14 protein-coding genes are annotated in these 14,115 nt (G+C 50.7%); 3 read left to right on the top strand and 11 right to left on the bottom strand.

The features are described from left to right. Nucleotides 1-21: 21 nt before the first annotated feature. From KB559_RS09330 to KB559_RS09285, 10 genes are all read right to left on the bottom strand, one after another. Nucleotides 22-558, bottom strand: a complete 537-nt coding sequence (locus KB559_RS09330; protein WP_211021435.1) for a hypothetical protein — start codon at nucleotides 556-558, stop codon at nucleotides 22-24. Between the two features lie 103 nt (nucleotides 559-661). After that, entirely contained in the window at nucleotides 662-1,657 is a 996-nt protein-coding gene (locus tag KB559_RS09325; RefSeq protein WP_211021434.1) for an acrylyl-CoA reductase family protein, read from the bottom strand. A 73-nt stretch (nucleotides 1,658-1,730) separates the two neighbouring features. Next, nucleotides 1,731-4,037 (bottom strand): thiamine pyrophosphate-dependent enzyme, encoded by a 2,307-nt coding sequence (locus KB559_RS09320; protein WP_211021433.1) that lies wholly within the window; start codon nucleotides 4,035-4,037, stop codon nucleotides 1,731-1,733. A gap of 26 nt (nucleotides 4,038-4,063) precedes the next feature. Then, on the bottom strand, nucleotides 4,064-5,071 hold the full coding sequence (locus KB559_RS09315) for a 2-oxoacid:acceptor oxidoreductase family protein (RefSeq protein ID WP_211021529.1): 1,008 nt from the start codon (nucleotides 5,069-5,071) through the stop codon (nucleotides 4,064-4,066). 332 nt (nucleotides 5,072-5,403) lie between these two features. Then, a complete protein-coding gene (locus KB559_RS09310) occupies nucleotides 5,404-6,858 on the bottom strand; it encodes a nicotinate phosphoribosyltransferase (RefSeq protein ID WP_211021432.1) in 1,455 nt (484 codons plus the stop codon). A gap of 118 nt (nucleotides 6,859-6,976) precedes the next feature. Continuing rightward, the gene (locus KB559_RS09305; RefSeq protein WP_211021528.1) at nucleotides 6,977-7,756 is read right to left on the bottom strand and encodes an NUDIX domain-containing protein; all 780 of its coding nucleotides are present in this window, start codon (nucleotides 7,754-7,756) and stop codon (nucleotides 6,977-6,979) included. A gap of 98 nt (nucleotides 7,757-7,854) precedes the next feature. After that, complete coding sequence (locus KB559_RS09300; RefSeq protein WP_211021431.1) at nucleotides 7,855-8,268, bottom strand: PaaI family thioesterase; 414 nt, start codon at nucleotides 8,266-8,268, stop codon at nucleotides 7,855-7,857. A 139-nt stretch (nucleotides 8,269-8,407) separates the two neighbouring features. Beyond that, nucleotides 8,408-8,869: a YlbF/YmcA family competence regulator gene (locus KB559_RS09295; RefSeq protein ID WP_211021430.1), complete on the bottom strand. Its 462-nt coding sequence runs from the start codon at nucleotides 8,867-8,869 to the stop codon at nucleotides 8,408-8,410. Nucleotides 8,870-8,924: 55 nt separating this feature from the next. After that, nucleotides 8,925-10,475 carry a tRNA (N6-isopentenyl adenosine(37)-C2)-methylthiotransferase MiaB gene (gene miaB / locus KB559_RS09290; protein ID WP_211021429.1) on the bottom strand — a complete coding sequence of 517 codons (1,551 nt, stop codon included), beginning with the start codon at nucleotides 10,473-10,475 and terminating at the stop codon, nucleotides 8,925-8,927. A gap of 205 nt (nucleotides 10,476-10,680) precedes the next feature. Next, nucleotides 10,681-10,887: a DUF1657 domain-containing protein gene (locus tag KB559_RS09285; protein ID WP_211021527.1), complete on the bottom strand. Its 207-nt coding sequence runs from the start codon at nucleotides 10,885-10,887 to the stop codon at nucleotides 10,681-10,683. A gap of 166 nt (nucleotides 10,888-11,053) precedes the next feature. Here KB559_RS09285 and KB559_RS09280 point away from each other — a divergent pair, with 166 nt between their 5' ends. From KB559_RS09280 to spoVAD, 3 genes are read left to right on the top strand one after another with little or no spacing between them, the layout of a single operon-like run. Next, entirely contained in the window at nucleotides 11,054-11,914 is an 861-nt protein-coding gene (locus KB559_RS09280) for a DUF421 domain-containing protein (protein WP_211021428.1), read from the top strand. Between the two features lie 24 nt (nucleotides 11,915-11,938). After that, the gene (gene spoVAC / locus KB559_RS09275; RefSeq protein ID WP_211021427.1) at nucleotides 11,939-12,427 is read left to right on the top strand and encodes a stage V sporulation protein AC; all 489 of its coding nucleotides are present in this window, start codon (nucleotides 11,939-11,941) and stop codon (nucleotides 12,425-12,427) included. Nucleotides 12,428-12,430: 3 nt separating this feature from the next. Then, a complete protein-coding gene (gene spoVAD, locus KB559_RS09270; RefSeq protein WP_211021426.1) occupies nucleotides 12,431-13,441 on the top strand; it encodes a stage V sporulation protein AD in 1,011 nt (336 codons plus the stop codon). 49 nt (nucleotides 13,442-13,490) lie between these two features. On the opposite strand, the gene pduL is transcribed toward spoVAD, so the two are convergent. Then, nucleotides 13,491-14,063 (bottom strand): phosphate propanoyltransferase, encoded by a 573-nt coding sequence (pduL, locus tag KB559_RS09265; RefSeq protein ID WP_211021425.1) that lies wholly within the window; start codon nucleotides 14,061-14,063, stop codon nucleotides 13,491-13,493. Nucleotides 14,064-14,115: the final 52 nt, after the last annotated feature.

Below are 14,115 nucleotides of genomic sequence, written 5' to 3'. Positions count from 1 at the left end.
TTGGAAGAGGGATTTTATTTATTAGCGATTGGGCTGCAAGTTCATTCCGTCCAGCACTGATTTAAACACAGCTTTAATGTCCTCGCTGTATTTGCTTTTTTGAATACCGCTTGAAGCATAAACAAGCGCGGCGTTGCCCTTCTCAGAAATTACGGATGTCTCGGAAGCCGCAGCGGCTTTAGTCGATCCATTAATGGCTCCATACATTTCACCGATTTCCCGGACCCGGTCGCTTTCGCTCGGATAAACATGTACGATCACAAAATGACGAGCATCGCCGTTAATGAAATAACTGTAGCTGATATTGCCGTCAAGGCCTTCCGCATACGTTTCATGCGTAAGCCGGATGCTTCGTTTGGAACTTTCCGCTTTTAATGCTTTGAGAAGCGCGGTATTCAGCGTAGTGCCGCTGTTCAATTGGCGTTGGTTACCTTCCGCATAACTTTTCATATTATACATATCCAATTCATCCTTGGCCATCCGCTTTCCGCCCTCACTGCAGCCTGCAGTGAGAGTCAGCGCCAGCAATGATCCCAGGCCTATCGCCCACCATCTCATAGCTATCCCTTCCTTTTCAAGGTTGGCTTCGCATCCTTCGATGGTGTTAGAATACCTCTTCGGCGACCATTTTATACCAAGGCCAGCAAATAACCGCGAACCGCTATGGCAACAGTGAGATCACTTGGCGGCCTTCCGCTTTACCGCCCAATACGGTAGCTAATGCCTCCGGTAGCCGGTCAAGCTCATATACCGTAATCCAATCTGCAAGTGCCGTTTCCGGTTTCCACACTCCGGCCAACTGCTCCCACAGCTTCAGTCGCAGCTTCATCGGGCAGAGCACGGAATCGATGCCAAGCAGGTTGACGCCCCGCAAAATGAACGGATAAACCGTGGCATCGAAGTTTCCTCCGGCAGCCATGCCGGACAGAGCGACCGAACCGCCATAACGTACGCTCTTCAGCAAATCGCCGGTAACGGCCCCGCCAACGGGATCGACAACGGCGGCCCACTGCTCTTTGCCGAGCGCTCCTTTCGCACCGGACTCCGCTTCCGTCCGGTTAAGCACCCGGCTTGCGCCGAGCGCCAGCAGCTTGTCCGTCAGTCCGGACTTGCCGGTCACGGCAACCGTTTCAAAGCCGAGCTTGCTCAGGATCGATACCGCCATGCTGCCGACGCCGCCGGTCGCCCCTGCGACCAGCACCGGACCGCTATCCGGTGCCAGTCCATTCGCCAACAGGCGCTCCACCGACAAGGCTGCCGTAAAGCCGGCTGTACCAATACCCATCGCCTCCAGCGGCGATAAGCCCTTCGGCAGCGGAACCAGCCAATCCGCCGGAACGCGGACGAACTCGGCGAACCCGCCTTCGTGGCTGACGCCAAGCCCATAACCCGTACACAGCACAAAGTCGCCGATACGGAACCGTTCGTCCCGGGAGTCCGTCACCACGCCTGCCAGATCAATTCCGGGAATGAACGGATACTGCCTTACTATTTTTCCGTCAGGAATCGATGCCAAACCATCCTTGTAGTTGACACTGGAATAATGGACACGAACAACAACGTCTCCTTCCGGCAGGTCTTCCAAGGTAATTGACTCCGTTCCCGACCGGAATCCCGATTCATCCTTATGCACGCGAAATGCCCGAAATTGCTCCATGTTGACTTCCTCCTCAGGTGATAAGTACGGTAACTGGTATTTGCCGTAATCGATATTTTATATCATGAATTTGTTATAAATATGGATGCTCATGTTTGGCCAGCAATACCTGCCAGCGGCGTTCCACTTCCTGCTCAAAGGACTTGAGCGCTACTTCATTCTCCGGCTTGATCAGATGGCGTGTTTTGCCCATCGTTTTCAACCAGTCGGTCAACGGTACCCGTTTACCTTTATCGTCCGGATTGTACGTAATTGCCGTTTGTCCATGTTCTACCTCATATAGCGGGAAGAAGCAGGAATTTACGGCTGCATCCACGATATTAGTTCCCTCATCGTCCTTACTGATCCAGTTGAGCGGACACGCTATTAATATTTTACCATAAACAAGGCCTTCATTCTGCGCATACCATTGGGCTTTCGCCGCTTTCTTCACGAGATCCTGCGGATACGCTTCACTTCCCGTAAATACGTAAGGGATATTCGTCGCCGCCATGATTTGCGCCGTATCCTTGTGATGGAACACTTTCCCTTGCTGTGCAGAACCGAGATTCGAAGTCGATGTCCGGTGACCGAGCGGCGTCGAATAAGACAACTGCGCACCTGTATTCATATATCCTTCGTTATCGTATTCCACAATGATCATCCGGTGATTCCGCAATGCCGCGCCGATCGCCGGTCCCATCCCGATGTCCATACCACCGTCTCCGGTCACCATGACAAAGGTAAAGTCATCGCTTAATCCGAGCTTATCGAACTCGCCTCTGCGTTTGCGCTCCCAGAACATTTCCACTAATCCGGACAGCGTAGCCGCTCCGTTTTGGAACAGGTTATGGATGTAAGTCGCTTTGTGGGACGAATACGGATACCCGGTCGTAGTCACCATGGCGCAGCCGGTATGGAACAGCGCAACAATGTCGCCTTCGATACCTTTAAAGAACAGCTCCAGACCTGAGAAAATACCGCAGCCCGGACATGCCCCGTGCCCCGGTGCAATCCGTTTCGGTTTCTTGGTTAAAGCCCGAAGCGGAGGAATCCGGACGCCGAGCTTGCCGGTTTCTTCATTCCGGGTCACCGTAATCAGCCCGGTCTTCAAATCTTCAAACCGGAGCGGATTCATCATGCGCTTCGGCGCCTTTTCTTTGTCGCCAGGCGTATGCCCGTAATAATCGAACGGCACCTCAACCCGGTCTTGCTTAGCGGCGTCGATTGCCAGAGAGAACAAATGATGTCCGTCCTCGGCATAAAATTCTTTGCCGCCAAGCCCGTAAACCCGGCTAACCACCTTGGTCGAGTGATTTCCGTAAGTGAACAAGGCCGCTTTGATCTCATTCGTCATATTCCCGCCATGAGCGCCATAAGAGTCGGCACGGTCACCGACCGTCACCGCCTTGACATGTTTCAGCGCCTCTGCGATTTGCTTCTGCGGGAACGGGCGAATGACGTTCGGCGCGATGGAGCCCGCCTTGATCCCTTGACGACGCAGTTCATCAACGACATCCTTGATGATCTCCGAAGCCGAATTCATCAGGAACACGGCCACTTCAGCGTCCTCCATGCGGTAAAGATCCAGCATCGGATATTCACGGCCTGTCAATTCCGCATATTCGTCCGCAATCCGTTCAAACACCCGCTCCGCGTTATACATGCCTTGCGACTGCTGATAACAGTTGTTGATATAATCAGGCTCATTCATATAAGGACCGACGGTAATCGGATTGTTCCGGTCCAGCGTATGCAGGAATCCGGCCGGCGGGGTCTCTCCGACGAATTTGAGCACGTCTTCGCTATGGGCGAACGTGCTGACTCTCCGTTTTTGATGAGATGTGAAATAACCGTCCGAGGCTACGAGCACCGGCAAACGGACCTCCGGATCCTCGGCCAGCTTGATCGCCATGATATTCATATCGTAAACGGCTTGAGGATCACGGCACATCAGAATCGGCCAGCCTGTGTTCAACGCAAAATACAAATCCGAATGGTCCCCGTGGATATTAAGAGGACCGGAGACGGACCGGCAAACCAGATTCATGACCATAGGGAAACGGGTCCCCGACTGTACCGGCATTTGCTCCAGCATGTACATATAACCGTTAGCGCTGGTCGCGTTAAATACGCGCCCGCCACCGGTCGATGCCCCAAAACAAATCCCTGCGGAGCTGTGTTCTCCGTCCGAGGGAATCAGTTTAACGTCATGCTGGCCGTTCGCCTTCATAAGATCCAGAAATTGAGCTACTTCCGTGGATGGTGAAATCGGAAAATAGCCCATGATATGATAATTGATTTGCTGGGCGGCGTAGGCCGCCATCTCGTTACCCGACTCAAAAACGACGCGTTGTTCCACCTTGGCCGTTCTGCGTTCTTTTTCCAAATTGATCGCCATGCAGGTATACCGCCCTTCCGAATATATTATTGGACCACTAAATCGAATAAGTGAGGAACACGATGCTCATCGGCATAATTGTCTTCCTCACGTTCCCCGGACAGCGCGTCCGTTGGGCAGGCGTGAATGCACTTCAGACAGCCTTTACAATATTGATAGTCGATTCCCTTCACGAACATTTGCGGACGGCCTTTCTTGTCCGGCAGCTCTTCCCAGACAAAACAATTGTCCGGACAGACGTTGTCACATTGGGCGCAATGGATACATGATTCTTCTTTGAAGTGAGGCATCATCCCTGAGCGGGAAATGCTGAGATCCTTCAGGATGCTGTTGCCGGGGTTCACGATCAGTCCCCCAAGCGGCTGAGTCTCATACCCTAGAACCGGCGTGTCCGCCCGTACAAAGGCTGGCATACTTGCTCCTTCAGGCAGAGCAAACGTCTGGAAGACCACTTCTTGATATCCGCGTTCAAATGTCGCCAAAGCCGGCGCTACCGTCTGCGGGTATTTCTTTTCAAGCGACTTGCGGATGACACCCTTCATCGTTTCTGGGTCCAGAAACGGACATAACCGGAACATCGCCCCCAACATCGCCATATTGACGCGGTTCTTCTCTTCCAGCGCAATTCCGGTCGCATCGATGACGGCAATCGTTCCGCCGATGAGCTTCATTCTTTCTTTCAGTTGTTCCGGTGTTTTGCGCGAATTTACAAGCACGGTGCTGTCCTCATAAATCCCGCTGATCACGTTAACCGTCTTCGCGAGCGCTTCCTGAAAAATACTAACGATATGCGGTCTTTCTACCGGAGACGTATCCCGGATGGAAGTCTCCAAATCGCAAAAGCGAATATGGGCTTTTACCGGCGAGCCTTTTTTCTCAGAACCATAGGACGAGAAGCTGACCCCATTGAGACCAGCGCCCTCCACTCCGGCTTCAGCCAGCATTTTTCCGGCAAGGTTAGCTCCGAGCCCTCCAATTGATTCAAGGCGGATTTCAAAAAAACCGAGTTCGTTCAGTTTCGGCAAATGTACCACGCGTTTGACTCCCTTCTTCGTCACTGTGAAATCATAACGACGTAAAATGAGTAAAATTTAAGTCTCACAAAAATAATCCTTATTTAATGTTTCAATTTATCATAGAAACAGTGTGACGAATGTAACAAAAGTCATATGGACAATCTCAAAATACAATTGTGCGTTGGTTGTCATATATGATGCTGATTGTCGATCAAAACATGTCGAATAAAGCTCCCGAAATATCCGAAAAACTCGATTCCTGCGCTTTCCCGAGAAATAATTTATAGTCATTTCCAAGCATAGAAAAAGCCCCGACAGTCTTGTTCAGACTATCGGGGCAACCTCTTCTTTTACTCATCCAGGTGGCTCATTCGCTCCTCGATCATTTTTTGTTTTAATTCCCAGGCTTCCTGGCTAAGATTGACCCGGTAGATTTCCGGATTCAGCTTGCGCAGGTACTCGGGCCAGAACATATTTAGCTGGGCCTGATGATAGGTGCGGATCTCCTCCAAATCCGGAAGATCATACACCAGTTCACCCTCTACGAAAATGGGCTCCAGCATCGGGACCGCTTCATAATCCTTCACCGACTTCTTCAGATAAGGATGTACGGGATCGAACAGGCGCAGCTTTCCGCCGGAACGAGCCTGTTCTTCATGCGGCAGACAGACATAGTCGGCAATAGCTTTACCGCTCTCCTTGCTGACGATGCGGAGCACATCCTTTTTCCCCGGCGAAGTTACCTTTTCGGGATTGCCGGAAATTTTGATCGTCGGCTCCATGACTCCGTTCCGTTCGCGTTCCACAAGCTTGTATACCCCGCCCAATGCCGGCTGGTCCGCCGCTGTGATCAGTTGAGTCCCTACGCCCCAGACATCGATCTTGGCTCCCTGAGCCTTAAGGTTGAAGATCGTGTTCTCGTCCAGATCATTAGAAGCCACAATCTTCACATAGGGCAAACCCGCCTCATCAAGCATTTTTCGGGCCTGAACGGACAGGTAGGCGAGGTCGCCGCTATCCAGTCGTATACTTCCGAGCCGCTTGCCTTCGGATTCCAATTGCTTGGCCGTCCGGATCGCATGGGGAACCCCGCTTTCAAGCGTGTCAAAGGTATCGACCAGCAGGGAGACGTAATCCGGCAGCGCTTTGGCATAAAGCTCAAATGCCTCCTGTTCGGAATCGAAAATCTGCACCCAGGAGTGGGCATGCGTACCTTTGGTTGGAATGCCGAAGGTTTCGCCGGCGAGCAAATTCGATGTTGCGTCAAAACCGGAAATGTAAGCGGCTCGCGCTCCCCAAACCGCTGCATCGGCTTCCTGTGCACGTCGCGATCCGAATTCAAGCAGCACGTCGTTCTCCGCTACCCGTTTGATTCGCGAGGCCTTCGTAGCGATCAGGGTCTGAAAATTCATGAAGTTAAGTAAAGCCGTCTCAATCAACTGCGTCTCCATAATGGTGCCTTCCACCCGGATCAGCGGCTCATTCGGAAAGCATAAATCCCCTTCTTTTAACGACAACAGCGTCCCGCGAAAAGAAAAGTCCCGCAGCAGTTGCAAAAACTCAGGCTTATAATTTTCTTCCTGTTCGGCCAAGTAAGCAAGGTCTTTCTCGGTAAAGCGCAAATTCCGGATGTAATGGACTATCCGCTCCAATCCCGCGAACACGGCATATCCGTTACCAAAAGGAAGTTTACGGAAATAGGCTTCAAAAACAGCCTTACGGTTATGGCTTCCATGAATCCAGTGCGCATAAATCATATTAATTTGATATTTATCCGTATGCAGTGCCAAATGTTCGCTCAGCATGATGTCTCATCCTCTCTGGCTGTCCTGATGACAGAAAGGGCAGCATTATCCAATAGATTACAATGGTTCTCTCTTTTAAACTCCTTAAATAGAGTATGTATAGCCCAACTGGTTGGGGCTAAGTGTAGATTGACAGTTGCGGCGTGAAATCGGTAAACCGGTACAACTGCGCCGGACGTTGCGAATACTGGTTGGACAGCATCGGTTTGTCGTTCTCATCGCGCACTTCTTCCAAAATGCCTTGACGGCTGCGCGTTGAGGTAATTTTACGAATAAAGTTAAGCTCGGCAAAATCCGGAACCACGGTTTGAATAACCTGGTACAGCTCACCCAACGTAAAATGCGGCGGCAAAAACTGCTTGGCAATCGTCGTTTGCAGCATTTGCTGTTGAATTCTCCGGTAAGCATCCTCCAAAATTTCGCGATGGTCAAAAGCCAGATCCAGCTCTTCCAGGGCTTCCCGCACCGTAAACAAACCTACCTCCTGCGCGTCATCCGCCGATTGGCGTTTTTCCAGCACCCATTCCTCCACCAGCGCAAAGAAAGCGTGCGATATAATCCATCCGCGAGGATCCCGTCCCGGCTTGCTGTAGACACCCAAATACTCCAGATGGTGGCCGTCTACCCCGGTCTCCTCCTTCAACTCCCGGCGCGCCGTCTCAAAGAGGGACTCATCCTCCTGGGAAAATCCGCCCGGAAGCGCCCAAGCGCCGGCAAACGGCCAGCTTCTGCGGCGAATCAGCATGACTTTGAGGTCAAAGCGAGGCAGTGATTTCGTGGATGCTTTCCGCTCCTGCCTGGTCAAGGTAAACATGACAATATCAGCCGGTATGCCGTCCGGCGTCCGGTATTTTTGTACTTCATCCTCCGGCTCGGCTTGCTGCTTCTTATTGCTCATTACGATCACCACATCAGTCATATGATAACGCTTTGTTCACGCATGAACATGGCGTTCCAGATAATTAATCATGTTAATAATTATTTATATAAGATGAACTAGTTCGTACTTTCACTCCGCTCGCGCGGCAGACGAAATGTTGCCGTAGCGATGCAGGCGAGTGTTCCTTCTTCGTTACGAACTTCCGCGCGCAGGGTCATCGTGCGCTGACTTTCATGCAACAGAAACGCCGAAGCAACCAGTTCTCCCTTGCGCATAGCGCTTAGAAAATTGACGTTCAAATGAGTCGTTACCCCTTGGGTGCCTTTTCTAATCGCAGCCACCAGCGTACCCATGGCTTGATCCATCATCGATGACAAAACTCCGCCGTGAACGATTCCCATCGAATTCAGGTGTTGATCCCCTGCCGTCAATCCGATCTCAACCCGGCTGCTGTCTGCAGAAATCAGCTTCATTCCCAATAGACCCCAGAATGAATGCTCTTCCTTACTCATAATTTCGTTCCAATCCATGAATCGTGACCTCCACCCTGTTTAGGCATCCTCTATTTAGACCATGCCCGTTATGTACTTCTTTTATGTCATGGTACCGATTCAACCTTATGAAGAATAAAAAGGTGCGGAAGATAACTCCCGCACCGACTTCAACCAATTACTCGCCATAGCCGGAAGTCGCTGCCGGCTCGCTGCCTGCCTCCACATTCACTTTATCGGAGACCGTATCCCGGATGACCGAAATGACGAGCTGCAGCAAATAATTGATATCGCTTTGACTTTGCTGGAACTCGGTGACAACCGGAATGCCGTCCAGCTCGTCCTGCAGCTCCTCAATTTCACGCTCGATTTTCTCCACCATAGCCTTGTTCTGGAAACTTTCGAAAGCTACGATTTCTTTCTGTTTCTTCTTGATCGAACTGATCAAGGTTTGAACCCGCTCATGACGCTGAATAAGCTGCTCAGCCTTCTGGAACTGCTGGACTTCCTCGCTAGTTCCGATTAATGCGGCCAATTCTTTCGCTTTCGACATAATATCTTCGCGGATGACCAGGTCGCGGGAATCGAATTTCGGTACCCCGCAATCACTTTGATCCTGATGGTTATGATGTTCTCCCAAGGTCTTACCCCCTCATTACATTATAACTTCTATGAATCTTCGTTATTTCTATGTTTTAGGCCATAGATACAGGCTCGGGCACAATGTTGCCCTTGATGTACCAGGTCATTGGATCCGTGATTTCCACGTTGACGAATTGACCGATCAATTCGGGACCGCCTTCGAAGTGAACCAGTTTATTGCTGCGCGTTCTGCCTGCAAGCACGCTGGCGTTGTTCTTGCTCTCGCCCTCCACGAGCACTTCCACAATTCGGCCTTGCATCGTGTCGTTGCTTATGCGGCTGTTCTCGTTCACTACCTCATTAAGCCGTTGCAGCCGTTCTTTCTTCACTTCCATCGGCACATTATCTTCCATTACTGCGGCTGGCGTTCCTTCACGTGGTGAATATAAGAAGGTGTATGCGAAGTCAAACCGAACCTCACGCATCAAGGAGAGCGTCTCCTGGAATTGCTCCTCCGTCTCGCCCGGGAAGCCGACGATAATATCCGTCGTCAACACCGCGCCCGGAATGGCGGCTTTAATTTTGCCCACCAGCTCCAGATAATGCTCCCGCGTATATTTCCGGCTCATCTTCTTCAGCACTTCGCTGCTGCCTGATTGCACCGGTAAATGGATATGTTCCACCAGATTGCCGCCTTTGGCGAGCACCTCGATCAGATGATCGTCAAAATCCCGTGGATGTGAAGTTGTGAACCGCACTCGCGGAATATCGATCTTGCGGATATCATCCATAAGATTCGCAAACGTGTATTGAATATCGGTAAAATCCTTACCATAGGCGTTTACGTTCTGACCCAGTAGCGTAATTTCCTTAAATCCTTGACGCGCAAGCTCCCTAACTTCGGCGATGACATCCTCCGGACGGCGGCTGCGTTCCTTGCCGCGGGTAAACGGAACGATGCAATATGTACAGAATTTATCGCAGCCGTACATAATGTTGACCCAGCCCCTCATGCCTTCGCGCTTCTTCGGCAGGTTCTCGATGATGTCGCCTTCCTTGGACCAAACCTCGACAACCATTTCCTTACTGAATAATGCTTCTTGAATGAGATATGGAAGACGATGAATGTTATGCGTTCCGAAAATGAGATCGACAAACCCGTGCTTTTGCATAATCCGGTTGACGACGCCCTCTTCTTGAGACATGCATCCGCAAACCCCAAGCAAAAGATCCGGTTTTTCCGTTTTTAGTCCTTTCAAGTGACCGAGTTCTCCAAATACCTTATCCTCGGCGTTCTCGCGGACTGCGCAAGTGTTCAACAAAATAATGTCCGCTTGCTTCCGGTCCTCGGTAGGCTGATATCCCATTTGTTCAAGGAGACCCTTGATCGTTTCGGTATCATGCTCGTTCATTTGGCACCCGAACGTATACACAATATAATGTCTGCCGTTCCCGATCGCTTTCATCTCGTCCGGAACCGCCGTTTCATACAGCACCTGAATATCTTCCTTGCCGCGTTGCTTCTCTATGCGGTGATTCGGTTCCGAAAGAATCTGGATCTCCCGTCCGCGGATTCTGATCTTCTTCCCCCGCTCGTCCTCCGAAATGACCTTCGCGTCCGAGAAGTCAAAATACTTGGAGTAATCCTTACTCTCCTTAGCCATGATGCCGGCTCACTCCTTTTGCCAATCTATCTATTTCAGTGTGTTAGAAATTCAATCCAAAGCCAAAAAATGCATTACACCAAATTATATCATGATTCACAGGTGATATCCAGATTATCAAGCGTGATCGAATACCGGAATATAGGCGCAGCAAATAGGCCCGTTCCTGGGAACGGGCCGAATTATTTTGAAGCAGGTCTTTAAATTAAAATCCTTTGTATTGTGGTTCTTCGTTTTCCAGCTGTTGAACTCTGTTTTCCACTTGGGTGACGATTTGCTGGGTTTGTTCCGCCGCACTCGTAAACAGGTTCTTAGCATCTTGATTCTGCGTATTGAGTGCGAATTGCTCCAGGTTGGCCTGAGCGCTTTTCAGCGAGGCCAGCGTTGTTTTCACTTGAGCTGCCACTGTCATATTTTTCACCACCTTGTTCCAAATCTGCATATTGCACGAACCATAATGTAACCCCGGTTCTTCTTCGTTATTCGAGTACAAGGATGCCAGATTTTGCTTTAGTGAAAATACCGCTGGCTGCGCATAATTGGAATAATTCACTTACGGGTTTGAAAGGAGCAGAGTTATGCCGATATGGTTGGAAGTCATTGTGCGAACACTGTGTTCCGCAGTGATCCTCTTTATTTTGACACGCATGCTGGGCAAAAGGCAGATCTCCCAGTTGTCCTTCTTTGAATACATTACCGGGATTACGATCGGGAGCATCACGGCTTACCTGTCCGTGGACGTCGATACTCACTGGTATTTGGGGATCATCTCGATGGGGGTCTGGTTTCTCGTTTCACTCGGCATCGAGTATCTTCAGATCAAGAGCAAATTAGCCCGGGATTGGATCGACAGTAAGTCAACCATTCTGATTAAAGACGGCAAGATTCTGGAAGAAAACTTGAAGAAGGAAAAATTGACGAACGACGAACTGCTCGAGCAGCTGCGAAAAAAGAGCATTTTCCAGACTGCCCAGGTTGAATTTGCCTTGATCGAACCAGATGGTGAAATCAATGCCCTGCTCAAAAAAGAATACCAGCCGCTCACCCCCTCCCATCTTGGGATTAAAGTATCCCCTGAGCCGGAACCGCAGACCGTCATTATCGACGGAAAAATTATGGATGAGCCGCTGGCCACGAACGGGTTGAACCGGCAATGGCTCCACACCGAGCTGGAGAAGCTGGGCGTTTCCCTGGATAACGTGAATTTAGGCCAAGTTGACGGATACGGTCAATTTTATGTAGATCTTTACGATGATAAAATTCAAGTTCCCGCTCCACAGGAAAAAGCAACACTCCTTGCTCAGCTTAAAAAATGCGAAGCCGATCTTGAAATGTTTGCCCTCTCTACAAAAGAAACGTCCGCAAAACAAATGTACGGAGCTTGCTCCGAAAGACTGCTGAAGATTATAGATGAAGTTAAGCCCGTCTTGTCCAGATAAAGTGATAAAAGGAGGATCGCCCGAATGTCCAAGCAGAAGAACAAAAAATCAACTCCGACTCAGCAACAGTACCAGCGTTTATCGGCTGACATCGAACCGAAGCGCCCCGCTTTTGTCAATTGTCTTCGCGCTTTCCTGGTTGGGGGGCTTATTTGCCTGATCGGGGAATGCATTCGCCAAGCTTTTATTCATTACGGTGGATTTAGCGATAAGGAGGCCGGCAACCCGACGGTCGCGGTGCTTGTCATTCTGTCGGTCATCCTGACCAGCTTGGGAGTTTACGATAAGATCGCGCAATGGGCCGGAGCCGGAACCGCGGTACCGGTCACCGGGTTTGCCAATTCCATGGCCTCTTCCGCCATTGAGCATAAGAGTGAAGGTCTTGTTCTTGGAGTCGGTGCGGGAATGTTTCAGTTAGCCGGATCGGTAATCGTTTTCGGTACGGTGGCGGCTTTTATCATCGGCCTTATTTATGCCATATTCGTGCCGGACTTTGCGGGAGGAGGCCATTAACCCATGCTAAAGGGACATCAGAGCTGGATTTTTGAGAATAAGCCTAAAATTATCAGCACCGCGACCGTAGTTGGTCCATTTGAGGGACAAGGCCCGCTGGCCAATGATTTTGATATCATTCACGCCGACCTTTACCTCGGGCAAGACAGCTGGGAGAAGGCGGAAAAAGTTCTGTTCGAAGAATCCGCTTCACTAGCCATCGAACATGCGGGCCTGACCAAAGAACAGGTGCAATTCTTCTTTGGTGGTGACCTGATGAATCAGATCATCAGCAGCAGCTTTGCGGCCAGAACGCTGAGCATCCCCTACCTCGGTCTGTTCGGCGCATGCTCGACTTCCATGGAAAGCTTGGCGCTGGCTTCGTATATCGTCAATTCAGGCGGCGCCAATTACGCCTTGGCCGGAACCTGCAGTCACAATGCCAGCGTCGAGAAACAATTCCGATATCCTACGGAATACGGTTCGCAAAAGCCGCCGACTGCCCAATTCACCGTTACCGGTTCGGGTTCGGCCGTGCTTTCGCTCGAAGGAGACGGTCCCGTAGTGACCTCGGCCACGATCGGACGGGTCGTCGATATGGGGATCACCGACCCGTTCAACATGGGGGCAGCTATGGCGCCTGCCGCTGTTGACACGATTGAGGCCCACATGCGGGATTTACAGATCAAGCCCTCCCATTACGATCTGATCGTGACCGGCGATTTATCAAAGGTTGGCTTCGAAATCGCCAACGAGCTGCTGGAAAGACACGGCGTTCCCATCCGTGAAACCAATTATCAAGATTGCGGCATGATGATCTATGACTACGAGAATCAAAATGTTCAAGCCGGAGCCAGCGGCTGTGCTTGCTCAGCGGTAGTCACCTACGGTCATCTCCTGAAAAAAGTGAAAAAAGGCGAGTTGAAGCGGATCCTTGTTGTAGCCACCGGAGCCTTGCTCTCCCCTCTGTCCTTTCAGCAAGGCGAAAGTATCCCGTGCATTGCGCACGCCGTCTCCATAGAGAGCGGAAACTAGATAACAAAAAGGACCCCGTCATTCGGCGGGGTCCTTTTGCAACTATTAATTAGTCAACGATTTCAGCCGTGTCACCATTGTTGGCGCCTGCTGCGTTCGCTTCGTCTGTATCGATATGCATGTCCAGCGCAAAGGAATCCGAAACGCGCGCGATTACATTTTCAAGCACCAGGCCGCGTTCGCCACCCAGGCGAACCTTAAGCAATTGCTTGTCCGCAATGCCCCATTTTTCGGCATCGGAAGTGTGGAAATGGATATGGCGCGCAGCTACGATAACGCCTTGCTCCAATTCGATTTCGCCAGCCGGGCCTTTAACCTTGATTCCCGGAGTACCTTCAATGTTGCCGGATTCGCGAACCGGAGCCTTCACGCCGATGGCGAAGGAATCGGTACGGGAAATTTCCAGCTGGGAAGCAGGACGTGCAGGTCCGAGAATGCGGACTTTGTCGAATTGTCCCTTAGATCCGATTACAGCAACGGTTTCGTTTGCTGCAAATTGTCCAGGTTGGGACAATGGCTTGAATTCTGTCAATTGATAACCTTGACCGAACAACGCCTCGATGTGTTCTTGTGTCAGGTGAATATGACGTGCCGATACGCCGACAGGTACAGTTTTGCTCATGTTTGAAACACTCCTCGTATATTCTCTATATCGATGACGATTCACATCGTTA

The organism is Paenibacillus sp. Marseille-P2973 (assembly GCF_018101095.1).
Lineage (GTDB): Bacteria > Bacillota > Bacilli > Paenibacillales > Paenibacillaceae > Fontibacillus > Fontibacillus vini.
Note: the sequence above shows the minus strand (reverse complement) of the source record. Positions and strands in the feature narration are given on the sequence as shown.

Excerpts from the sequence above, each read along its gene's own strand:
- KB559_RS09330 (WP_211021435.1), bottom strand. The coding sequence starts at position 558 with ATGAGATGGTGGGCGATAGGCCTGGGATCATTGCTGGCGCTGACTCTC.
- spoVAC (WP_211021427.1), top strand. The coding sequence starts at position 11,939 with ATGTCCAAGCAGAAGAACAAAAAATCAACTCCGACTCAGCAACAGTAC.
- KB559_RS09300 (WP_211021431.1), bottom strand. The coding sequence starts at position 8,268 with ATGGATTGGAACGAAATTATGAGTAAGGAAGAGCATTCATTCTGGGGT.
- KB559_RS09280 (WP_211021428.1), top strand. The coding sequence starts at position 11,054 with ATGCCGATATGGTTGGAAGTCATTGTGCGAACACTGTGTTCCGCAGTG.
- KB559_RS09285 (WP_211021527.1), bottom strand. The coding sequence starts at position 10,887 with ATGACAGTGGCAGCTCAAGTGAAAACAACGCTGGCCTCGCTGAAAAGC.
- miaB (WP_211021429.1), bottom strand. The coding sequence starts at position 10,475 with ATGGCTAAGGAGAGTAAGGATTACTCCAAGTATTTTGACTTCTCGGAC.
- KB559_RS09320 (WP_211021433.1), bottom strand. The coding sequence starts at position 4,037 with ATGGCGATCAATTTGGAAAAAGAACGCAGAACGGCCAAGGTGGAACAA.
- spoVAD (WP_211021426.1), top strand. The coding sequence starts at position 12,431 with ATGCTAAAGGGACATCAGAGCTGGATTTTTGAGAATAAGCCTAAAATT.
- KB559_RS09305 (WP_211021528.1), bottom strand. The coding sequence starts at position 7,756 with ATGAGCAATAAGAAGCAGCAAGCCGAGCCGGAGGATGAAGTACAAAAA.
- pduL (WP_211021425.1), bottom strand. The coding sequence starts at position 14,063 with ATGAGCAAAACTGTACCTGTCGGCGTATCGGCACGTCATATTCACCTG.
- KB559_RS09310 (WP_211021432.1), bottom strand. The coding sequence starts at position 6,858 with ATGCTGAGCGAACATTTGGCACTGCATACGGATAAATATCAAATTAAT.
- KB559_RS09325 (WP_211021434.1), bottom strand. The coding sequence starts at position 1,657 with ATGGAGCAATTTCGGGCATTTCGCGTGCATAAGGATGAATCGGGATTC.